16 protein-coding genes are annotated in these 24,146 nt (G+C 44.2%); all 16 read left to right on the forward strand.

Annotated elements, in window-relative coordinates:
- Nucleotides 1-9: 9 nt before the first annotated feature.
- Entirely contained in the window at nucleotides 10-1,473 is a 1,464-nt protein-coding gene (locus AB5542_RS14665) for a RagB/SusD family nutrient uptake outer membrane protein (protein ID WP_279038464.1), read from the forward strand.
- A gap of 11 nt (nucleotides 1,474-1,484) precedes the next feature.
- Nucleotides 1,485-2,663, forward strand: coding sequence for a thioredoxin family protein (locus tag AB5542_RS14670; RefSeq protein WP_279038465.1), 1,179 nt, complete (start codon nucleotides 1,485-1,487; stop codon nucleotides 2,661-2,663).
- Between the two features lie 350 nt (nucleotides 2,664-3,013).
- On the forward strand, nucleotides 3,014-3,613 hold the full coding sequence (locus tag AB5542_RS14675) for an RNA polymerase sigma-70 factor (protein WP_229128169.1): 600 nt from the start codon (nucleotides 3,014-3,016) through the stop codon (nucleotides 3,611-3,613).
- A 41-nt stretch (nucleotides 3,614-3,654) separates the two neighbouring features.
- Entirely contained in the window at nucleotides 3,655-4,821 is a 1,167-nt protein-coding gene (locus AB5542_RS14680; RefSeq protein WP_279038466.1) for a FecR family protein, read from the forward strand.
- A gap of 195 nt (nucleotides 4,822-5,016) precedes the next feature.
- Nucleotides 5,017-8,283: a SusC/RagA family TonB-linked outer membrane protein gene (locus AB5542_RS14685; RefSeq protein WP_340279427.1), complete on the forward strand. Its 3,267-nt coding sequence runs from the start codon at nucleotides 5,017-5,019 to the stop codon at nucleotides 8,281-8,283.
- Nucleotides 8,284-8,295: 12 nt separating this feature from the next.
- Nucleotides 8,296-9,795: a RagB/SusD family nutrient uptake outer membrane protein gene (locus AB5542_RS14690; RefSeq protein WP_087420102.1), complete on the forward strand. Its 1,500-nt coding sequence runs from the start codon at nucleotides 8,296-8,298 to the stop codon at nucleotides 9,793-9,795.
- An 11-nt stretch (nucleotides 9,796-9,806) separates the two neighbouring features.
- Complete coding sequence (locus AB5542_RS14695) at nucleotides 9,807-10,511, forward strand: DUF4843 domain-containing protein (RefSeq protein ID WP_087420103.1); 705 nt, start codon at nucleotides 9,807-9,809, stop codon at nucleotides 10,509-10,511.
- Nucleotides 10,512-10,535: 24 nt separating this feature from the next.
- The gene (locus AB5542_RS14700; RefSeq protein WP_158571826.1) at nucleotides 10,536-12,044 is read left to right on the forward strand and encodes a PKD-like family lipoprotein; all 1,509 of its coding nucleotides are present in this window, start codon (nucleotides 10,536-10,538) and stop codon (nucleotides 12,042-12,044) included.
- Between the two features lie 134 nt (nucleotides 12,045-12,178).
- The gene (locus AB5542_RS14705) at nucleotides 12,179-13,120 is read left to right on the forward strand and encodes an ATP-binding cassette domain-containing protein (RefSeq protein ID WP_279038468.1); all 942 of its coding nucleotides are present in this window, start codon (nucleotides 12,179-12,181) and stop codon (nucleotides 13,118-13,120) included.
- Nucleotides 13,121-13,131: 11 nt separating this feature from the next.
- Nucleotides 13,132-15,432: a Gldg family protein gene (locus AB5542_RS14710; protein ID WP_279038469.1), complete on the forward strand. Its 2,301-nt coding sequence runs from the start codon at nucleotides 13,132-13,134 to the stop codon at nucleotides 15,430-15,432.
- Nucleotides 15,433-15,456: 24 nt separating this feature from the next.
- Nucleotides 15,457-16,392 carry an ABC transporter ATP-binding protein gene (locus AB5542_RS14715; RefSeq protein WP_118258534.1) on the forward strand — a complete coding sequence of 312 codons (936 nt, stop codon included), beginning with the start codon at nucleotides 15,457-15,459 and terminating at the stop codon, nucleotides 16,390-16,392.
- An 8-nt stretch (nucleotides 16,393-16,400) separates the two neighbouring features.
- On the forward strand, nucleotides 16,401-18,689 hold the full coding sequence (locus AB5542_RS14720) for a Gldg family protein (RefSeq protein WP_279038470.1): 2,289 nt from the start codon (nucleotides 16,401-16,403) through the stop codon (nucleotides 18,687-18,689).
- Nucleotides 18,690-18,838: 149 nt separating this feature from the next.
- A complete protein-coding gene (locus tag AB5542_RS14725) occupies nucleotides 18,839-20,170 on the forward strand; it encodes an SWIM zinc finger domain-containing protein (protein WP_279038471.1) in 1,332 nt (443 codons plus the stop codon).
- Nucleotides 20,154-21,626 carry a DUF5691 domain-containing protein gene (locus AB5542_RS14730; protein ID WP_279038472.1) on the forward strand — a complete coding sequence of 491 codons (1,473 nt, stop codon included), beginning with the start codon at nucleotides 20,154-20,156 and terminating at the stop codon, nucleotides 21,624-21,626. Before AB5542_RS14725 ends, AB5542_RS14730 begins: the two co-directional genes overlap by 17 nt.
- Nucleotides 21,627-21,728: 102 nt before the next feature.
- Nucleotides 21,729-22,808, forward strand: coding sequence for an ATP-binding protein (locus AB5542_RS14735; RefSeq protein ID WP_279038473.1), 1,080 nt, complete (start codon nucleotides 21,729-21,731; stop codon nucleotides 22,806-22,808).
- A gap of 117 nt (nucleotides 22,809-22,925) precedes the next feature.
- The coding region (locus AB5542_RS14740) for a DUF5682 family protein (protein ID WP_368243144.1) at nucleotides 22,926-24,146 on the forward strand (1,221 nt) is incomplete at its 3' end.

Here is a 24,146-nt window from a genome sequence, read left to right on the forward strand (position 1 = left end):
ATTTTGAGTATGAAAAAAATACTGATTGTATTTTCAATTATAATAGGTCTTACCAATTGTCAATTGGTGGATGTGTTGGAACAGGATCCAATGTATGAGTTGGATCTTGAAAATGCGATAACCTCGCCTGAAATGGCGGAATTAGCTTTGACCGGTACGTATGGTTGTTTACCAGCAAAAAGTACAAATTACACGTTTGCCACATTGAGTGGTAGTTTTATGTCGGGAGCTTTATTACGTCAGAGTTTTATTACTTCCGGGGTTACTGTTGCTATTTATTATTCAGAGAATTATTTGCCGACTCTTTCCTATAGTACCTTCGGGGATGAAGAGTGGGAATGTGATTATGAGGTCATTAAGAATGTTAATTATTTGTTGCAAGCCTTGGAGAAGCTTGATGATAGTGAATTCAAGGCTGGTAGAAAAGCAGAAATTATTGGTGAATGTCATTTTCTTACGGCATTGTCGTATTTCAGATTATTACGCCAATTTAGTGAGTTCTGGGATGAAAATAGTAATTATGGTATTTTGATTCGGGACGAAATACCCTCGGTTTCTAATGCCGTGAAAGTACGTGCTACTGTTGCTCAAAGTTACGAGGAGATTTATAAGCACTTGGAAATAGCTTTGAATCAGGCTCCGGAATACACGACTTCTACACAGGCTTCCGTGCAAGCAGCAAAAGCTTTGAAGGCTGTCGTGTTATTTTATCAAGGAAAATATAGTGAAGCCGCTGTTGCTGCAGACGAGGCTATTACATCGACAAATCCTTTAGATCCTAGCTATTCTAATGTATTCACGAATGCGGAGACATCGAAAGAGGTCATTTTCTGCCGTGCTTTTGGTACGGATGACGTGTCTGATGTGTCATATTTTATGGAGAAAGCTTTTGGTGCCACCGGTATTTGGGGACCGTCAGAAAGTTATATGAATTTGATAGAAGGAGATCCCCGAAAAGATTTGGTTACGGAGAATAAAGATGTTGTTTATAACGGAGTAACCTATAATGCGAATACCGTGAAAAAATTATATATCCCGGGAGAGGGTGTTCCTGTAATATTTTTACGTACGGCAGAATTGTATTTGATTAAAGCCGAAGCTTTGGCTCGTAGTAATGCTTCGATTGCTGATGCTTGGGCTCCGATTAAAGAGTTGCGTAACCGAGTAGGTGCTGATGTGACAGAGCCAGCTAGTCGAGATGAATTGATGGACGAAATCTTTAAAGAGTGGTGGATCGAGATGGCTTTTGAAAATTGGCATGAGTGGTTTGCTACACAACGGTTTGATCGATTACTGGAGATGAACAAGAGTTTGGTAGATCAGTTGGAAGATGAACAGGAAAAAGATAAGGAAGAAGGAGGTAATAGTTTCGAGCAAGCATTCTTGCAGAAATTAGAGTGGAGAAAAATTTATAATATCCCAACATCAGAGATTAATGCCAACTCTGCATGTGAGCAAAATCCCGGATACTAAAAGAGATGATTATGAAACAATTTGTATATATTGTATTTCTTTTATTAAGCCTTCATGTTTCGGCTCAAACAGAGAAAAACTACGGTATTCAGTTTTATCATGGAACTTGGAAAGAAGCGTGTGATAAGGCTAAAGCTGAGAATAAATTGATATTCGTGGATTTTTACACCCAATGGTGTGGTCCCTGTTTAAATATGGCGGAGAATGTATTTATTCTCCCTTTTATTGGTGATTTTTATAACACGAATTTCGTGAATATGAAAATTGATGCCGAGAATGGGGAAGGGGTGGAGCTTGCCAAGCGTTATGGCGTGAATTCTTACCCAACCTACGTGTTTGTGGATCCCAAGAACGGTGATGTGGTACATCGGAGTAAATCTCGTCAGGAGGCTGAACAGTTTCTTGCCACGGGAAAAAGTGCATTAGTACCGGAATTGCGTTCCGGTTATCTAATTGAAGAATTTGCTAAAGGGCGTGACGACCGGGAGTTCTTGAAGAATTATATTCATTATAATGCCTCGATTTATGAACGAGAGAATGTGCAGAAGGCTTTTGAGATGTTGATCAAAAAGGGGGCAAAATTAACGGATTCGGATGTCTGGGGTATATTTAAAGCTAATATAAGAGGTACGGATAATCCTTATTTTCTGGAATTAGTGAAAAATTATGATGTTTTCGTGAAGGCTTTGGGAAAAGAGGTTGTGGATAATAAGCTGTATATGGAGACTCGTAATATTTCTTTGGAAGAATTAAATAGGTTACCGGAATTTAAGGGGAAATCCTTGAACAAGTATCTGGTACAAATTAATGCCTTGGTTCGAGATAAAAAATATGATGAAACCGATGCGTTGATCCGTGCCACGATGGCTGATACGTCTATCGATCAGCAGGATTTTATAGAACAATTTCGTTTTATTGTGCGTGGTAGTTACTGGTCCCCGGAGACTCCGGTAGAATGGTTGGGCAGGTGCGTCTCTTATCTACAATATATTGCTTATAACAGTGACGACCGTCAAGATCCGTATATTCATCAGGAGTATGCCGCTTTATTGGAACGTTTGATTCGTTTGACTCCGGGTGCGGAGAAGGTTTTCCCGGAATCAATCATGGAGAAACCGGAATTCGGTGCAAAAGAATATAGTATGCGTCCTAAGAATCTGGCACAAAAGCCAACGAGAAAGAAGAAATAGTGTGTGATGTTAATGTTTGTACCAGGGGGCTGTTCTGATAAAGAATGGCCCCTTGCTTTTGATCATGATTTTCTTTGCTTCGGGCACTATACTATTCCTTTTAGATTCATACCGTGTTTACGCAAATTTTCAACATTGTTTGTCCGTGAGTGACACGGAAGTGATACGTAGGAAGCACGGAGAAAGCACGGAGAAACCTATGCGAAACAATAGAGAGACAGCGAATTATAAGCGATGGAAAATAGTTGTGCATTTAACTGTTTTATTTTAAAGTGATTATGTGATTTTTTTATTCCTTTAATAAAAAGTCTGATTTAATCTTTTATATTTGCATTAAAGAATGAATGTACATGGTCGTGGATTATTCAGAAGATAGGGAATTATTAACGTTATTGAGACGTGGCGAAATTTCTGCATTTGTAGATATATATACCACGTATTATGATGCGTTGCTGAATTATGCCGACCGTTTGTTGAATGATATGGAGGCGGCTCGGGATGTGGTGCAACAGGTGTACTATAAGATATGGGAAAACCGGGATGCGTTGAATATTTCTCTTTCTGTTAAGGCTTATCTTTTTAAATCGGTTTACCATGGCAGTCTAAATACGCTTGCCCATCAAAAGAATATTCAGAAGTACGAGCAGGAACAGATGACTGATTTTTATTTTTCTACTGTTATTCAATCCCCCGAGGCGGAAGAGGCTTTGTGGAAGTCGGATATAGAGCAAGCCATACAGGAGGCCATTGCCACTTTACCTGAAAAGTGTCGGGAAGTTTTCGTGTTGAGTAAGATTGAAGGGTTGAAAAATCGGGAGATTGCTGAAAGACTGAATATCTCGGAGAAAACAGTTGAGCGTCATATGTCGATAGCATTAAGTAAGTTACGGGATGAATTAGACTGGTTATTACAAATTATTTTATTTTTTTCATTTTCTCATTGGGGGTAAAATTCCTTTCAACTGTCTTTAGTGTATAAAAGCACGAGAAGATGGATGATAAAAATATCAATATAGAGGAATTACTGGTCCGAATACTGGAGAATCGGGCAGATTCGGAAGAAATACGATATTTCTCGAAATGGATGGAGGGGCGGGAAAATCGGGTGTATTTTGAGAAGTTCAAAAAAATATGGAATTTTTCTGCGGGAAGTCACGCGAGTCCGGAAATGCTGGCGGCGGGGATAAGAGATTACCGTCTGTTTATGGAAAAATCTCTGAAACCGAAAATGCGTATAACGTTGATGTGGAGGATAGGTTCGGTTGCGGCCGTGTTATTGATGATCCTGTCTTCTGTTTTATGGTTACGGAAAGATGTTCCGGAGGTTTCTTCGGGTGAAAAATATGCCGTTTCTTCGGGACGGGGAGTTATTTTGAAGTTGGCTGATAGCAAAGAGATCATTCTTAGTGATTCGTTGAATCTGACGGGTGTGGCGGGAGAGTGGGTTAGTGTTAATAAAGTGGATCACCGGGGAATTGTATATAAGATAAAAGATTCAACGGAAATCGAAAAAGAGGAATTGTGTTATAACCAAATTATTGTTCCGGCAGGAGAACGTTTTCTGGTACAGTTGTCAGATGGAACTAAGGTATGGATCAACTCGGAAAGTGCTTTGCGCTATCCGGCTTATTTTGGTAAGCATATGCGGGAAGTTGAGGCTCGGGGAAACGTGTATTTTGAAGTTGCTAAGGATTCAGCCCGTCCGTTTGTGGTTGTTTCCAGAGAGTTGACCACGGAAGTACTAGGTACCCGTTTTGAGGTGAATACCTATGGGGACCGGGACGAGGTGAGTGCGACGTTGGTGGAAGGAAGCGTACGTGTGAACGTGGGCAGTCGTTTTGTTGTTATCAAGCCTAACCAACAATTCATGTTTAACACGAAGAGTGGCACTATCGAGGTGAACGAGGTGGATGCTGCGAGGAAAGTGATGTGGAAGGACGGTATACTGGTGATTGATAACGAGGCTTTCCGGGATGTGGTCTGGAAACTGGAACGCTGGTATGGAGTGTCGATCGTGAACGAGACCGGACTTGTATTTACTCAATCTTTTAGTGGAGAGTTTGACCGAGAAGATATTCACGTGGCAATAGAGTCGTTGTGTGCAAATTTAAATATTACTTATACGATGGATAAAGATCGAATTATTCTGAAGAGGTAACAAAAAAGAGCATCCGTGCGACCAACACTATTGATGCTCCTTGCGCTAAGCCTTACTTATTAATAAACTTAACATGACAAAATTATGAAAAAAAACAAGTATTCGTTGTCTTTGTCATTAAAATTTCTCTGTAGAGTCATTTTATTGACAAGTTTTTGGACAAGTTTCTTATGCTTTTCAGTAAAAGGAGACCCGGTGGAGCCACAGCGCGTGACTTTGGAGCTGAAAGATGTTTCTCTATCCGTGTTATTCCAAGAGATAAAGAAACAGACTTCTTTCAAGTTTTTCTACAATGATACGCAGGAGAAGGACATGGGGAAGATTACGATCAGCGTGAAAAACGAAACGGTGGAAAACGTGTTGGATCGGGTATTCCAAGGTAAGGAGTACACGTACCGGATTTCCGGGGAACAGATTATCGTGGTAAAGCGTCAGGAAACGAGAAAGCCTATACAAGAAGTGGTCATCGAGGGAACTGTCATGGAAAGGGATTCGATGCCTATTATCGGGGCTACAATCGTGTTACAGGGAACGACAACCGGTGTTGCAACCGACGTGAACGGTAAGTTCCGACTGGTCGTGCCAATGGACGATGAGATTTATATCGAGGTTTCTTTTTTGGGAATGAAAAAACAAGTACATAAGGTGTTGGGATTACCGACCCCGAAACCGATGCGAATCGTGATGCAGCCGGAAACAATGGGCGTGGACGAGGTGATTGTGACCGGATATGCCAATATTCGGAAAGAGAGTTTTACAGGTGCAGCCACGACGGTGACGAAGGAGGATATTTTGAAAATCTCCCCGAGGAATGTGATTGATGTGTTACAAGTTTTTGATCCTTCATTGCGTATGGTGAAGAATAACGAGATGGGCTCTGACCCCAACACGTTACCGGAGTTTTATATTCGTGGACGTACTGGTATGGATGGTGTAACTCAATTGGATCGTCTGGAGGCGCAACAAGGTGGAAATATGTCTAAATTTGCGTTGACAACCAACCCCAATTTGCCTGTTTTTATTTTGGATGGTTACGAGGTGGAAGTGCAGAAGATTTATGACATGGATCCTAATCGAATCGCTAGTATTACAATTTTGAAGGATGCTGCGGCCACGGCTATGTACGGGTCTCGTGCATCAAACGGTGTGATCGTTATTGAGACCGTGACTCCGGAATTGGGTAAGCTACAAGTATCCTACACGTTCAATGCTTCATTGACGGCCCCGGATCTTTCTGACTATAATTTGATGAATGCAGAAGAGAAGTTGCGGGCGGAGGTGTTGTCCGGGTTGTATGACTTGAGTTTACCTAATGATATGGAACAGTATGCCATAAAAAAGAATTATATTACCAGTGGTGTTGATACGGACTGGATGGCTCAACCTTTGCAGAATCAGTTTAACCATTCGCATAGTTTGTACGTGTCCGGAGGTACGGAAGGATTTCGTTTCGGTACAGATTTGAGTTACGCACATGAGGGAGGAGTGATGAAAGATTCTTATCGTAATCGGATGAGCGTCGGGGTATTCGTGGATTATCGGGTAGGGAAATTACAAATTAGAAATAACGTGTCATACGATATATCTAAGTCATCTGATTCTCCTTATGGTTCGTTCAGCGATTATACGAGTCAGCAACCTTATTATGCAATATACGATGAGGATGGAAAACTCAAACAACAATTAAATATAGGTGTTGCCAATCCTCTTTACGAGGCGAGTTTGGGAAATTTCAGTAAGAGTAACTCCTATAATTTAACGAATAACCTGAGTCTTTATTGGTATATCAATGACCATCTTCAATTGCAAAGCCAATTTGCAATTACGAAAACAGAGTCAGAAAGTAATAAATTTACCGATCCTTTATCAACGACTTACGGATCAGGTTCTGATCCATTTACTAGGGGAGACTTGTATGTTAATACAACCGATAACTTTAATTGGAACGTAAATGCTTTTTTGGCTTATAACAATTCGATCGGGAAAAGCTATTTGAATCTTTCTGCTGGTATCAATGCACAAGAAACACAGAGTGGAAATTTGTCGTCACATTACAGGGGATTTCCTTCTGCCGCTTTACATACGATAGGTCATGCGAAAGAGATCGTGGAAAAGCCTTCCGGTGAAGATAATAAAACCCGATTGATGGGTATTTTCTTTAGTGGGAATTACTCTTGGAATAATATCTTTTTGGCCGATGCGTCGATTCGTTTTGACGGTTCTTCTGAGTTCGGGGCTGAATCACAATGGGGATCTTTCTGGTCTTTGGGTGCCGGAATTAATGTGCATAATTTTGAATTTATGAAGTCTATCCCATGGTTAAATCAGTTTAAGGTACGCGGAACTTATGGGGCTACGGGAAAGGTGAACTATCCGCCTTATGCGGCACGGGATATGTATAGTATTCTGTTTGATGATTGGTATTCCACGGGTATAGGGGCAACTCTGCAAGGTGTTGGGAATGAAAATTTAGTATGGGAGAAAACCAACTCGACGAATATCGGTTTTGATCTTAGCTTTTTCCAAAGTAAGTATAATATAACATTCTCATGGTATAACCGTCAGACCGTGGATATGATTACAGATGTAACCATTCCGTCCTCTGCCGGGTTCACATCCTACAAAGATAATATGGGAGAAGCTCGAAATAGGGGATATGAAATCAGTTTAAATGCTACCATTCTTAATACGAAGGATTTTGGAGTAAATGCATTCATTAATTTTGCTCATAACGAGGGGAAATTAATGAAAATATCTGAGGCATTAAAAGCTTATAACGAACGGGTGGATGACTATTTAACTTTGAAATACACGAGTTATGCTAATGCGGCTCAACAATCTCTACCATTTTTGAAATATGAAGAAGGTGGTTCATTAACGGCCATCTACGGAATGAAATCTTTAGGGATCAACCCTGCTGATGGAGAGGAATTGTTTATTGATCGTTCCGGTAATGTTACCAGTGTATGGTCATCCTCGCAACAACAAATCATAGGAAATACGGAGCCTAAGGGACAGGGAGCTTTTGGTATTAATATCCGGTGGAAACGCTTGACATTGTACACGAGTTGTATGTATACTTTTGGTTCACAGGAGTATAATTCTACTTTGTTGAGTCATGTGGAGTGTGTCGATTTAAGTACATCTAATGCGGACAAACGTGTATTGAGTCAACGTTGGCAAAAACCGGGGGATGTGACTCCATTGAAAAATATAGCTAACCGAAACAAGACAACACAGTCCACTTCCCGTTTCGTACAGGATAATAATGAGTTCAGCATAAACTCTATATCACTGTCTTATGATTTTAATCCGGAATGGGTAAGGCGTATTGGTTTGGATGTTCTTCGGATTCAGGCAAGCACGAACGATTTGGCAACTTTCTCTTCAATTAAACAGGAGCGAGGTTTGTCTTACCCGTTTGCCCGAACCTTTAATTTTGGTTTAAGTGTTAGTTTCTAAAATCATTTGTTTATGAAAACATGTAAAAATATATTGTTATCAGTTCTGTTACTGTTTTCCCTTTCCTCTTGTTCCGATTGGTTCGAGGTAACGCCGGAAAACGAAATATCCAAAGAGGATTTATTCTCTACCTATGATGGTTTCCGGACAGCGCTGAACGGGATCTACCGAAATCTTTCCGGGGAGTCTCTTTACGGAAATAATCTTTCGTGGGGATTCATCAGTTTCTTAGGACAGAATTATGATCCGGCCTCGTGGATTGCCATGTACGATGTATCGGGTAGCGTTATGAATTATGATTACGAGAATGAAGATGTGAAGAGTGTCACGAAAGCGATTTGGGAAGGTGCGTTCAACACGATTGCCAATTGTAACGTGCTTATCCAGAATGCCGAGGAACACGGGAACGATTTCTTCTATGAAGGGGAGAACGAGAGAAATATCCTTATCGGAGAGGCGAAAGGGATTCGGGCGCTTGTGCATTTTGATATGCTGAGATTATTTGCTCCGGCGCCAGTTACAGGTGACAATGCGGCCTATGTACCGTATGTATCGGAATACTTGACTTCCCATCCGACTCATTTGCCGACATCCGTGGTATTAGATAGTATTATCAATGATTTGAAACAATCTCAGAGATTATTGGCCGAGTTCGATACATCGTACAACTCCGAAATGATGAAAAGTCCAAGTATGCGTTTTGATGGCAATGTAACAGGTTCGGCTAAAGGCGGTTCTTTCTTTGCCTATCGTGGAACCCGTATGAACTACGTGGCCGCAACCGCTTTGTTGGCTAGGGCCTACCAATACAAGGGTGATAAAGCTACGGCTTATCAATATGCTAACGAGGTTTACCGTTTCTATAATGAAAAGAAATGGTATAGTTTTACACCCGAAAGTAATATAAGTAACACGAATACAGAATATCGTAGATGTAAGTTGTTTGAAGATATTTTGTTAGCTTTCTACAACACGAATATATTTGACGTGTATGACAATTACATACAAAGACATTTTTATTGGACAGGTAATTACTGCCCGATAAAGAATAGGGCAAATTTATTTTTGGGAGATGAACAGGATTTCAGGTATCGTTATTTGATTGCTTCCAATACGACAAGTACCGGTTATTCGTTGAAATGGGTACCCGTGAAGGATGCCAGCGCTTTGTGGAACGTGCAATACCAGTATCCTCTTTTACCTGTTATGCGGATGAGTGAAGTGTTTTATATTATGTGCGAATATTTGGCGGATAATAATTTGACAGAGGCAATATCTTTATTGAACACCTTGAAAAAAGCCCGTGGTGCTGATGACATAAGTACCACTCTGACTAGAGATGCGTTTTTAGAGGCATTGTATACAGACGCAACCCGAGAGTTTATAGCCGAGGGACAAACGTTCTACCTATACAAGCGTTTGAATAGAAGTATGTATAATGGAGAGTACCCGATCGATATGACCGGAAAGTATATAGTTCCTCTTCCAGATAGTGAAAACATTACACAATAAAGGAGAAAATTATGAAAACGAGAATATTTGTACTATTCATATCTATCCTCGCATGGGTGGGATGTGATAGAAGAGAGATTCCCACTTATAATACGGGAAATCATTATATCGAATTCGAACGTGCAACAACGGACTCAACTATTTTTACGTTTATTTATCATCCGAATAATGATTACTACGAACTGCCTATCGCAGTGAAGATTGCGGGAGATGAGGCCGGGCGAGATTTGACTTACAGTATTGCGGTGGATGAAGAATTCACCACGGCCGAGAGTAAACACTATTCTCTGATGCCGGAGACCATGATATTTCGACAAGGAATGTTCCATGATACATGCTACGTTTGTTTGAATAAAACTGACGACTTGAGCAGTCGTTCTGTAAGGTTGGTACTTCGATTGGTGGCGACGTCTGATCTGCCGGTAGGTAAATTGGAAAATTCGGTGGCCGTTATCCAATTTTCGAATACGGTAGCCCGACCGGATTGGTGGAATTCTGACGTGGAAACGTATTATTTGGGAAGTTACTCGCAGAAAAAATTCCTTCTGTTTTTAGAGGTTACGGAGGCGGACTTGACAGGAGCAAGTGTTAGTGAAATACGAGCAGCCGCCTTGCTGTTCAAGCGTTACCTGTTGGATCACGTGGGTGAACCAGAAACGATAGATGAGGACGGACATCCGATGACAGTTCCTGTACTAGGATTGGAAGAGTTATAAACATAGTTTGACAAGTGTATGAATATGAAAAAGATAAAACTATTTTTAGGGTGTTTTATAGCCATGACGTTGCTATACGCCTGTTTTGATGACGAGGGAAATTATGATTTATCGGAATTAGCAACCGTGGGAATTCAACTATCCTATACTCAACCTTCGATTGGCGAGGAATATGTAATTGACCCGGTGATCGATTACAAGGGGGTGGATTCCACTGAATTTGGCTATACGTGGGTATGTGACATACAGGATACGTGGAGTGATACTATCTGCCGGGAAAAAATGTTGAGATATACTTTCACGGAAATAGCGAATTATAGAATTCGTTTGGTTGTAGAACACGTGCCAACCGGCGCATTAACGACAGCCGGTATATACGTGGGAAGTCGTTCCCGCTATTCTTCTGGATGGACGATTTTGTCAGAGCAGAATAATCAATCGATACTGAGTTATATCCGTGTGGACGAAGAGGAAGATAACAAGATCTATACTCTTTTCGAGAATATTTACACTACTCTTAGAGGGGATGAGTTAGGGACCGGGCCGGTTCGGATGGGGCGGCATTTCTCGTCTGAAAGTGATCAAATTTTAGTTATTCAAGAGAGTGGGGCGGTAGAGATTGACGGGTTGGATTTCTCGAAAGCAATAACCACACGGGAGGAATTTATTGGGGGAGTGTATCCTGCCGGTTTTGTACCTAGCCAAGCGGAATATGCTAGTCGGTTAGAAGCGGTTTTGGGTACTGACGGGAACGTGTACACGCGTATAAACCCGAATGGAAACTTCCAAGTATGCCAGTATAACACTCTTCCCGCATTTAATAATGCCCGGATCACGATGATGCATTACGGTGCATATCAAGGGTACATCTATATGTATGATGAATTGAACCACCGGATGATAGGTATTTGTGATGAACCGCAAGCTTATACGGGCATGGTTATCAACATGAAGATGGATCCGGATGGAGTGAATTCGGAAAACTTTACTCCATTGGATAATATGGGAGAGGGTACACAAGTTATGTTTATCGGTTCATATAATGTGGAAGGAGCCGGGGGGCGGGATTTCGTACAGGTGATTAAAAAAGGATCGGATTATTATTTCCAGACGTATAAAGTTTTTCATTCGAATGGCTCGTCTTTGATGTATGCTTTTGATGGGACGGAAGAATTGTTTGTCGGGAATAGCGAGGTTAATGATGATTCAAAGTATTGTATGGATGGGACCTCTTACTTTTATTTCACATCGAATAATATTCTCTATTATTGGAATCGGGTCAATCGAATGGAGCCATTCTACACGTTCCAAAGCAAGATTATCGATATTGAGCGTTATGCTAATGGTGAGGATCGGGAAGAAATTGGCGTCGGTTTGGAGAATGGGGAATTCTATATCCTGGATGCTTCTTACGAGGCTATAAGTGGCCAAAAGGAAAAGGTGTTGTTTAAGGCAGAAGGTTTAGGTCGTGTTGTAGATGTCCAGTACAAGTACGGGAACTTGTCGAATTTTAATAAAGAATCAAGATTATAGTTTTTACACACGGGGATAGCCATTGTGGCTTTCCTCGTGTACAGTATTTGTAAATTAAATGATTCAGAGATTGTAGTAAACAATCTCTAAGGGAGTGTTGTGTATAAAAAATAAGTCATTGTAAAAAGAAATTTATGGAAGAACCAATTGTAAGAGTGGAGCATTTATCCCATCGCTATAGTGTTCAGTGGGCAATCAGGGATATAAACTTCGAGATTAACCAGAAGGGGATTTTGGGGCTTTTAGGCTCGAACGGGGCGGGGAAGTCGACCACGATGAATATTATTTGTGGGGTATTGAACCAGACGGAAGGAACGGTTTATATTAATGGTATCGATACTCGTAAGCAACCCGTGGAGGCTAAAAAATACATCGGTTTTTTACCACAGAAACCGCCTTTGTACACGGATCATAATGTAAGTGAATACTTGACGTATTGCGCCCACTTGCGACTGATGGATGACTGGGAAGTGAAGGTTGCCGTGGAATCAGCCATGAAACGTTGCGGAATTGCTCATTTTAGTAAACGGCTTGTGAAGAACCTTTCGGGAGGATATCAACAGCGCTTGGGAATAGCGCAGGCCATCGTGCATAACCCGAAATTGGTGGTGCTGGACGAACCGACGAATGGTTTGGATCCAAATCAAATTTTAGAAATTCGGGAGCTGATCCGGGAGATTGCGCAGGATCATGCCGTTTTGCTTTCCACTCATATTTTGTCGGAAGTAGAGGCCATTTGTCAGAATATTAAAATGATAGAACACGGTAATTTGATCTTTTCCGGGACGCTTGATGAATTTCATGACAGTGTTAAATCCAATACTTGCATTGTGAAGTTGGAGAATGCTCCTGCGGAAGGGGAATTAGGAAATATTCCGGGAGTGATCAAGGTGAAGAAACTCGATGAACATTCTTTCCGATTGCAGTTTGAACAGGAAGGAGAAGAGACGGCAAAACGAGTGGCAGAGATTTGTGTGAACCGGGGATGGAGGTTGAGCGAGATGCAGATGGAAAAGGTATCCATGGATGAGATTTTTGCCCAGCTATCGGGAAAACGAGTGGTTGATAAATTTTAATGTTACAGGATATGAAAACAATATATAGAATAGCGAAATCAGAACTAAACTCTTTATTTTGTTCCCCGATAGCCTGGTTGGTTTTGGTCATCTTTACTTTTCAGATGAGCATGACTTTCACGGACAGGATTATATGGGAATTAAAAGATTTTGTCATCAATAACCGGGAAAAGGATGGAATGACGGCTTATTTTCTGCTTACCGGCTTCGGTACGCCATTATTTCCCGGTGTACTTTCTTATTTATATCTTTATTTTCCGTTGTTGACGATGGGGTTGATGAGCCGGGAATTTAGCAGTGGGTCCATTAAATTACTATATTCTTCCCCGATTACCAGCACGCAGATCGTGTTGGGGAAATATTTGTCGATGATGCTCTACGGGTTGATCATGCTGGCGATTGTTACGGTTTACGTGGTTTTTTACATGTTCGTGCTGAAGGACTTTGATTATCCCGTGGCGATTACCGGATTGATAGGTATTTACTTGATCATGTGCCTTTATTCAGCTGTGGGATTGTTTGTTTCCTGTTTAACCTCGTATCAAGTCGTGGCGGCTATCGGTACGTTTGCGGCGTTGACTATTTTACAGGTTATTGGCGGGGTTTTACAAGGAGTGGATTTCTGGAGAGATATTACTTATTGGATTTGTAGTGGTCCTCATGGTCCGATAGCCGGGTTAATTAATAGTGGTGACGTGTTATACTACTTTTTGATGCCCGCTTTATTTATAGGGATGTCCATTATGAAATTACAGTTCGCCCGACAGAGTAAACCGTGGTACACAAAAGTGATGAAGTATCTGGCTTTGGTGGTCGTGATCGTAGGGATTGGTTACGCAACTTCCCGGCGGACTACCGTGTGCATTACGGATCTTTCCCGTGACGAACAGTTAACCCTGACCCCGAAAAGCCGGGATATACTGGAACGTTTCAAGGGACAGGAGCTTACGTTAACAACTTATGTCAATATTATGGATGAGCATATGGCCGCCAAAGTGTTCCCGAAGAGCCGGATTGGGGATATGTCCGTGTTCAGTAAGTACTACCGTTTCAAGCCGGATATGAAGTTCAAGTATATTTATTATTACGATCACGTGTTGAACGGACATTCTTGTTGCGCACCGGGAGAAGATCTGGAAGAGGCTGCCCGAAAACAGGCTAAGGTGAACGGGTTGGATTTTGATGATGTGCTTTCTCCCGAGGAAATACGGAAGATTCATGATTTAAGCGGTGAAAATAATCAAGTTGTCCGTACGCTTGAAGATAGCGAGGGAAACTGGACCTATTTGCGAATGTTCAATGATCTGAATCCTTACCCGAGTGAACAGGAAATATCTGTTGCCTTGTTGCGGATGAAGGATGGAGCCGTAAAGATGGGTTCTCTCTACGGGCATGGTGAACGGGAAATGAACAAAAGCGGTGATCGGGAAATTGGGTGGCTCTTTACCAACGGTTCCGGTCGCGGGTCATTGATTAATCAAGGATTTGATCCGATAAGCGTACCGCTTACGGAAGAATGGGAGATTCCGGATGATCTGCAAATCCTTTTGATTATAGACCCGAAGGAACCTTTCTCGACGGTGGAGTTAGAAAAAATCCGTGCCTATGTAGCAAGTGGTCGTCATTTGATTCTTGCAACGGATGTTAATCGGTCGGAAATAACGGGAGAATTACTTGCGGATTTCGGGGTAAAGGCTTTACCTGGAATGTTGATACAACCTCGTAAAGATGAAGACCCGACGAATATTAACGCTGTTTTCACGCCGCAAGCAGGGGGGATTAATCCGATGTTTGCCCAGTGGGCAAATCGCAATTATCCATTGAGTATGACAGGAGCCGTGGGGTTGAGTTACACGATGGATAAGGGGTATGACGTTGTACCGTTAGTGGTTTCTCCAGTCGGTTCGTGGACTGAATTGGAAACGACGGATTTCGAGGGGGAAGTCCCGGTGTTTAATCCGAAAGCAGGGGAAATCAATCAACAGTTACCTGTGGTGCTTGCCTTGACCCGCCAATTGAACGGGAAGGAGCAGCGTATTTTGATTTTTGGAGATGCTGACTGGATGACGACCGGGGAGTTCAGCAAGAGTAGATATTATGGAGTGGCAAACGGACCGTTGACAACGCTTATGTGTAGTTGGATGGCTGATTATCAATACCCGACTTATTTTCCTCGCCCGGCACAACCGGATAATCACTTGAAATTGTCCTACCAGTCACGAGGGACCTTGAAGGTGGCGTTTGTCGTTGTCTTCCCCGCCGTGATCTTGTTGTTGTATCTTTTGGTGTGGTTTAAGAGAAGAGGTAAGTAGTAATTATTAAATGATAAAAAAGACATGGAATCTATTGTAAAAGTAGAGCATTTGTCCCATCGTTACACGGTGGATTGGGCAATTCAAGATATAAATTTTGAGGTGAACCGGAAGGGTATCTTGGGCTTATTAGGATCTAACGGGGCGGGAAAGTCCACGACGATGAACATTATCTGTGGCGTGTTGAATCAAACGGATGGCACAGTGTATATTAACGGTATTGATACCCGCAAGAATCCCGTGGAGGCCAAAAAAAATATCGGTTTCCTACCGCAGAAACCACCCTTGTATTCGGATCACACGGTTGATGAATATCTTGAATTTTGTGCGGAATTGCGATTGATGGAACCCAAGAAAATCAAACAAGCCGTGGAGATGGCCAAGGAACGGTGTGGAATTACTCATTTCAGCAAGCGGTTGATCCGTAATCTTTCTGGTGGTTATCAACAACGTTTGGGAATAGCGCAAGCCATCATACATAGTCCTAAATTCGTGGTGCTAGATGAGCCGACGAACGGGTTGGATCCGAATCAGATTCTTGAGATTCGTAAGCTGATCAAGGAGATCGCTGTTGATCATGCCGTTTTACTTTCCACGCATATTCTGTCGGAAGTGCAAGCCATGTGCGACGACATCAAGATGATAGAACACGGGCATCTAGTCTTCTCCGGGACGCTGGAAGAATTCGATAATTACGTGAAACCGGACACGTTTATCGTGAAACTTGACAACCCTCCTGCCGATGAGGAAATATTGGCAATCCCCGGGGTGACTCGTCTCAAGCATTTGGATCGAAACACCTTGAGAGTACAGTTTGACAGGCGGGATGACATTTCTGAGGTGATGGCTGATACGTGTGTTCGTCACGGTTGGGGACTAAGCGAGATTATGTTGGAAAGAATTTCTTTGGAAGAGATTTTTGCACAGTTGTCAGGAAAAAGATTGATCGATAAATTTTAATAAACGTTATGAGAGTAATATATAAAATAGCAAAGTCGGAGTTAGGTACGCTCTTTTATTCTCCGATAGCTTGGTTAATTTTGGTCATATTCGTGTTTCAGGTTTTCGGCAGTTTTGCGAACTTGCTGGAATATACCGTTAACGCGAAAACCCTCGGACAAATGCAGGGATACCAGAGTTATATGCTTTTCGTGATTGGTGGTTTCGCCCCTTACACGACCATCCAATCTACCCTTTATCTTTACATTCCCCTGTTGACAATGGGGCTTATGAGCCGGGAATACAGCAGTGGTTCTATTAAATTACTTTTTTCTTCCCCGATTAGTAGTTTACAAATCATACTGGGAAAATACCTTTCCATGTTGATTTATGGGCTGATCATGATGGGGAGCGTGTTGGTACTGGTGGTCGTGGCGTTTTTCTCGATCAAAGATTTTGATCTTTCGCTCGTACTTTCCGGTTGGTTGGGCTTGTACTTGCTCATGGCGACATACGCAGCTATCGGGCTTTTCATGTCGACCTTGACTTCTTACCAGATCATTGCGGCTTTAGGAACGTTGACTTTCATTAGCTTTTTAAACTTTATCGGTAGCTTGTGGCAACATATTGAGGGGGTGCGTGAAGTGATGTATTGGTTCTCGCTTAAAGGACGTGCGGATGAATCTATCCGGGGGCTGATTTGTAGCGAGGATATACTTTATTTTATTCTCGTTTCGGGAATGTTCCTTGGTTTTTCGGTGCTGAAACTGCAATTTGCTCGTCGGAGTTGTTCTGTGAGCGTGAAAGTGGGAAAATACGTGGGACTGGTAGCCTGTGTTGCCTTACTCGGGTATGTCTCCACGATTCCTCAATTGAAGTGTTTCTATGACGCTACGGCTAACAAGGATCGCACGATCACCCCGAACAGTCAGGAAATACTGAAACAGGTGGACGGTGGCTTGACGATTACTTCTTACGTTAATCTCCTTGACAAATTTGGTTATCTTGGAATGCCTTCTAACTGGTTTAATACCCGGAATATCTTCGAGACATTTACTCGTTTCAAGCCGGAGACTAAACTGAAAAGTTATTATTATTACGATAATAGTGCAGGGATGAATCTTTCCCGCGAGGAAATGGATAAGGCAATAGAGAGACTCGTGCTGACTTCTGATATTAATCCCAAAAATATACTCACTCCGGAACAGATGAGGGAGAAGATTGATCTCTCTGCTGAGGAGTTCCGCTACGTGTTTCTAATAGAGCGGGAGAACGGGCAGAAAGCTTTCTTGCGTATGTTCGATGATCAGGGAAAGTATCCTTCCGAGGCGGAGATTTCCGCCGTATTGAAAACTATGGTAGCCGAGAGTCCGCGTATTGCTTTCTTGAGTGGACATGGCGAACGCAATATTTATGATGGTTCCGGGGTAAATTATACCTCGTTCACGACAGTTCTTGATTCAAGAAGTGCTTTAGTCAATCAAGGGTACACGCCCTACACGCTCACGCTGACGGAAGGGGGAGATATTCCATCGGACGTGGATGTACTTGTTATCGCCGATTTGCGGAAAGCTTTGACGGATGATGAATTGATTCAAATTAAACGGTATATCGAACATGGGGGAAACTTAGTGGTGATCGGGGAACCGCGTCGGCAGGAATATATGGCGCCCGTGCTGGAGCAATTGGGACTCGCTTTTGTACCCGGTGTATTGGTACAGCCTCGCGAGGGGTACGTTGCCGATTATCTTTGGGCTAGGTTCACGCCGGAAGGGGCAAGATTGGAACCTGTTTTTGCTCGTATGTTGGAGTTGGATAATGTACTCACTATGCCTTCCGCGGCGGCTATTCGTAAGATAGGCGATCGGGGATTTGAGGCAATTCCCGTGTTTACAACTGAAACTACCGGATGTTGGAATGAGTTGGAAACGAAGAACTTTTCTCTCGAAGAACCCCGTCTGAATACGGCATTGGGAGAGGAGGAAAAAGCCTATGTTACCGGTTATGCCTTGCGTCGTGACGTGAAAGAAAAGGAACAGCGTGTCTTCGTGCTTGGGGATGCCGATTGTATCAGTAACGGGGAACTCGGAGCAAACCGGGAGTTCCGTCGCTCGAATTATGCGCTTACGGATGGAATGTTCCGTTGGCTTGTTTATGATGAATATCCTATTGATGTCAGTCGTCCGGCAGCCAAGGATAATGACACGTACCTGACCCCGGGAGGATTCGCATGGATCAAGGTATTCTTGCGTTGGATATGTCCGGTACTGATCGTGGTGTGTGGTTGCGTGATCTGGGTGATGAGGCGGATGAAGTAAAGTAAGTGTTTCTGATCATACAAAGATTCAGGTTTTAGCCGTAAAATGGCTGATACCTGAATCTTTTTTTAGTAGATAATGGTTGAAGGTGTTTCAAGTCTCGGATTAAGCGTTAAATTTGTCGGAATGGATATTGAAATTTAGAGTACATGCAATTATCAGAAGATCAAATTATAAAATTAGCCCCGGATGCGGCATCCGTGAAAGCCGGGAAGGGATTGGCCTCGGCAGCGAAATGGGTGTTGCGGGGAGCGAGTGACCGGGCGTTATGGGGGCATTGTCAGGGAAGTGGTAAGAAGCCCTACCAGACGCAGGTCGATTTGCAGAATATCGCTTTCAAATGTTCGTGTCCCAGCCATAAGTTTCCTTGTAAACACAGCTTGGGACTTTTGTTTTTATATGCTTCTCAACCGGATTTATTCACGATAGGAGAAGAGCCCGATTGGGTGAAGGAGTGGTTGGAGAAACGTGCGGGGAAAGCGACGGAGAAGAAGGAAAAAGCGGATAAACCCGTGGATGTAGAGGCTCAGGCGAAGAGGCAGGAGGCTCGACACAAAAAGGTGTTGAACGGTGTGGACGATTTGCAGGGCTGGTTAAAGGACTTGGTGCGAAGTGGTCTGTTAAACGTTCCAGAGCGGGCGCAAGCCCTGTTTGCCGGGATTTCCAAGCGTATGGTCGATGCACAGGCTCCCGGTTTGGCGGGGATGATGCGGCAGTTACAGGAGATTCATTATTTCGGTGAGGACTGGAAGTACGAGCTGACGGCGGGAGCAAGCCGGGCGTACCTCGTGGCGGAAAGCTACAAGCACCTCGATCAGTTGTCCCCGGAATGGCAGGATGAAATCCGTACTCTCGTGGGATACCCGCAGGCCAAGGAGGAGGTGTTGGCTAACGGGGAACAGGTTTCCGACGATTGGTTGGTTGTTGCCTCGGAAAGTCTGCAACAAGACCGGTTGACGGTAGAGTACAATTGGTTGTACGGCCGACAGACCTGTCGGTATGCGCTCTTCTTACAATTCTTAACACCGGGAGCTTTGGCGGAAACCGCTTTATTACCAGGTAGTGTTGTCGTGGCAGATGTGACATTCTACAAGGGTGTGACTCCGACTCGGGTATTATTCCGTGAACAGAAAGGTACAAGAGAACCCTTTATCCCATCCGGAAAAGGATGTTGTGCGGGATTGGCAGAGGCCATGCAGGTCTATCGGGAGAGTATGACTCGTAATCCTTTCACGTATGAAGTACCCGTGTTGGTTAGCGAGGTGCGTCTTGTGATGCACGAAAAACAGGTGTGGATTAAGGATAGCAACGAGTATCTGATTCCGTTAACCTTGGGAGAGGCCGGCAAATTGAAAGGTTTTGCCGTGACCGGCGGACGGGAATTCACGGGGTTCTTCCTTGCCGGGGAGCGGTCATGGAGAGTGTTATCGTTATGGATAGAGGATAAATATTACACGTTAAGCAATGAGTATAACGGATAATGTCATAAATATAGCCTTGTTGGGAACGGCTAACCGGGAGATGACTTCCGGCGAGTTACCGGAAGATCTTGCCGGGACGTTGGAGCGGGTAAAAGAGAACGCTACAGACGGGGAGGAGGTCTTCTATAAGGGGGCTGCGGCTTTTTTCGCTTACTATCGTTCGGGTTTGGAACCTTTGAAGTTAAAAGATCCTGTTCCGGTTTCAGAGGCTGGGCCGGAAATGCGGCCTTATGTCGGTCAGAAAGCGGCTGCGATACTAAGTATTTTGCTGGGGGAAAAGTATGCTAATATGTTGCTTTTTTGGTACCGGAAAGCGGCAGAGCGGGAACAGTTGATTCCGCCGGAATATCTGCCGCAAGTGTTGACACGAGTTTTTCAGCCGGGGAGCCAGACGGCAAAACGGGAGCGGCAATTACTGATCTCGCTGGTGGGTAACCGGGGGCGTTGGTTATTACCCATTATGGGATATGCCGCTTTGCAGGAAGAGGATGAGGATACGTGGGAAACGGCCACTCATGCCGATCGAAAACTGATACTTTCACGGGTACGTCGTGAGAATCCTGCCCGGGGTATCGAGATGTTACGTGCTGAATGGAAAAACGAGTCTGCCCAGCATCGTGCGGAGTTTCTGGCTTGTCTGGAGATCGGTTTGTCGGTAGCGGATGAGGATTTTTTAGAGGAAGTACGGGGTGGTGACCGGAGTTCTACCGTGCGGGACGAGGCCCTACGTTTGTTACGTATGATCCCGGAATCCCGAATCTTGCACTTGTTTGCCGAGACGTTAAAGAAACATTTGCATTATCGTCGTTTGCTTGGTTGGTCTGTGGACCCGATTGCTTACACGGAAGAATTCAAGAAGTTAGGAATAAACGAAGTGAGTAATAATAAAGGCGAGAGCGACAGTGATTATATCCTGCGACAAATGGCACAATGTATGCCTTTGTCCTTTTGGTGCGAGTTTTTCGATTGTGATCCGGAGACGGCAGCCCAGCGGATGCGTAAATCACCCCCTTTTTCAAAACATATTTACTTGACGGACACGATACTGGGTTATAAAAATCGGGATTGGGCCTACCACGTGCTGAAAGATGAACGGGTACTTCAGTCTCCCGACTTGATGCAATTGGTTCCCTTATTATCTGTGGAACAGCGGGAGCAATTGAATTTAAGCGGGAAAGCCGACCGGAATTTTTACATCAGTCAATGGTTCGACGAGGACGATAGCGAGTGGGGAGAGAAATTCTCCCGGGGCGTGTTGAAGATGATTTACGCCATGGACTATTGTTATTATGACCGTCCGACCTGCGAGGCGCTGGCTTTACGCCTTCCTGCCTCGATGTATGATTACGTGTCCACTTTAGGGACGTCACGGGAGAGTAGTGCCAGCCACTGGGAGTTCACGGTTCGTTTGCAACAACTGTTATTGATGAAAAAGGAAATAATACAGGCGTTTTAATTTTAGATTTTAGATTTCAGCCGCACGGGGCTGGCTCTTTTTAAAGGATTCTTTCATCTAAAATTGTTTGGGTATAAGAGACAAATATCAAAAAGAAAAAATATGGGTTTATTATTAAGACAACATGCGGAACAGCAATTCGAGGAAGAGTTGCACGAGTTAAAGAAAAACGAGACAAATAAAGTACCGGAAAACTGGCAACTATCCCCGCAATCGGTGGTTACCTACCTGATGGGCGGGAAACTGGCAAACGGTTTTGAGGTGACCCCGAAGTATATCGGGCATCGTCGTTTGATGGAGATCGCTGTGGCCACGTTGGTTACGGATCGGGCATTGTTGTTGTATGGTCTACCGGGAACAGCCAAGAGCTGGGTAAGCGAGCATCTGGCGGCGGCTATATCCGGTGATTCTACCCTGATCGTGCAGGGAACGGCAGGGACGGGCGAGGAGGCTATTCGTTACGGGTGGAACTATGCCAAGTTATTAGCCGAAGGTCCCAGCGAGGGGGCTCTTGTACAAACTCCCGTTATGCGTGCAATGAAGGATGGTAAACTGGCCCGCATCGAGGAGTTGACCCGTGTCGGTTCGGACGTTCAGGACACGTTGATCACGATTCTTTCCGAGAAGACGTTGCCTATTCCCGAGCTGGATCGTGAAATACAGGCTATCAGGGGCTTTAACGTGATCGCTACTGCCAATAACCGGGACAAGGGTGTAAATGACTTGTCAAGCGCTCTAAAACGCCGTTTCAACACGGTAATCCTGCCTTTGCCCGACGCGATCGACGAGGAAATCGACATCGTGCGTCGCCGGGTGGAGAGTTTCGAGGCCGTTATGGACCTTCCGGCAGAGAAACCTGCATTGGAAGAGATTCGCCGAGTGGTTACCATTTTCCGGGAGTTACGTCAGGGAGCAACCGAAGATGGTAAGACCAAGTTGAAAACTCCCAGTGGTACGCTGAGTACGGCCGAGGCCATCTCCGTCGTGAATAACGGTTTGGCCATGTCCGGGTATTTCGGTGACGGTCGGTTAAACGCCACTGACCTTGTATCGGGAATTATCGGGGCGGTTGTGAAGGACCCCCTGCAGGATCAGGTGATATGGCAGGAGTACCTTGAAACGGTCGTGAAGGGACGCGATGGCTGGAAGGACATTTATAGGGCATCTAGGGAAATGTTATAGTGACTAGTTTTAGATTTAGAAGTCGGATTGATTCGGTGATTTAGTGATTTCCGATTCGGTGATTGTAGAATCACGGAATCATGTAATCGACAATCACGTAGTCATTTAATTTATACAATGGTTGATGGAATACATTTTTTAGGCATACGGCATCATGGTCCGGGGTCAGCCAAGAACGTACGAGCGTACTTGGAAGAACTGGAACCCGATGTTATTTTATTGGAAGGTCCCCCGGAGGCGGAGCCGCTTTTGCCGGGAGTACTTCATGAGCAGATGAAACCGCCCGTGGCCTTGCTGGCGTATCAGCCCGACGAGCCTCGAAGGGCCGTGTTTTATCCTTTTGCCGAGTTCTCACCCGAATGGCAGGCCATGTGCTATGCCATGAAAAAGGAGGTGTCATTACGTTTTTTTGACTTACCTCTGGTGCATCATTTAGCTCTTTGGAAAGAACGGGAGGAACAAGCTGAGGCCGGGGAAACCGGCGAAGAGGGGGAGTGCGATGAAGTACAGGGGGAGGCATCTGCAACCGAGACCCCGGAAAAAGTTCGGAAAGTTGCTCTTCCGGAATTACTGCCCGTTGATCCTTTTGCTCATCTGGCGAAGGCGGTCGGGTACGATGATCCGGAATTATGGTGGGAAGTGAACTTTGAGAATCGTCAGCGTAACGAGGAGGTGTTTACCGCAGTGAAAGAGGCTGTTTCGGTGTTACGGGAGTATTTCCCAAAGACCGATCGGGAGACTTTGTTGCGGGAAGCGTGGATGCGTAAAATAATCCGGGCTGCCCAAAAAGAGGGTTTCAAACGTATAGCCGTGGTGTGCGGGGCTTGGCATGTGCCGGGTCTGGAGAAGATGCCCACGCAGAAAGAAGACAACGAGTTATTGAAGGGATTACCGAAAGTGAAGGTGGAGTGTACGTGGATTCCGTGGACCTACGATCGGTTGTCTTTCCGGAGCGGTTACGGGGCGGGAATCGTTTCCCCGGGGTGGTACGATCATTTATGGCATTATCCGGATGACGACGGAACCCGTTGGATGAGCAAGGTGGCCGCCCTTTTCCGGACGAAAGGAATGGATATTTCCGTGGCTCACGTGATCGAGGCTGTGCGTCTGGCACAAGTTGCAGCCGCATTACGTGGTTTGCCCCGTCCTTCTTTGGAGGAATATAATGATGCCGTGACTACGGTGATGGGATTCGGTGACCCGATTCTGTTACAAGTGATCCGGGAGGCCTTGGTGATCAGCGATCGTATGGGGAGCGTACCGGATGATGTACCTAAAGTTCCTCTTCTCGTGGATGTGGAGAAGTTGTTGAAACGCTTGCGCTTACCCCTTACGACC

It is taken from the genome of Butyricimonas sp. RTP31003st1_G1_RTP31003_210430, assembly GCF_040920905.1.
In the GTDB taxonomy this organism is placed as follows: Bacteria; Bacteroidota; Bacteroidia; order Bacteroidales; family Marinifilaceae; genus Butyricimonas; species Butyricimonas paravirosa.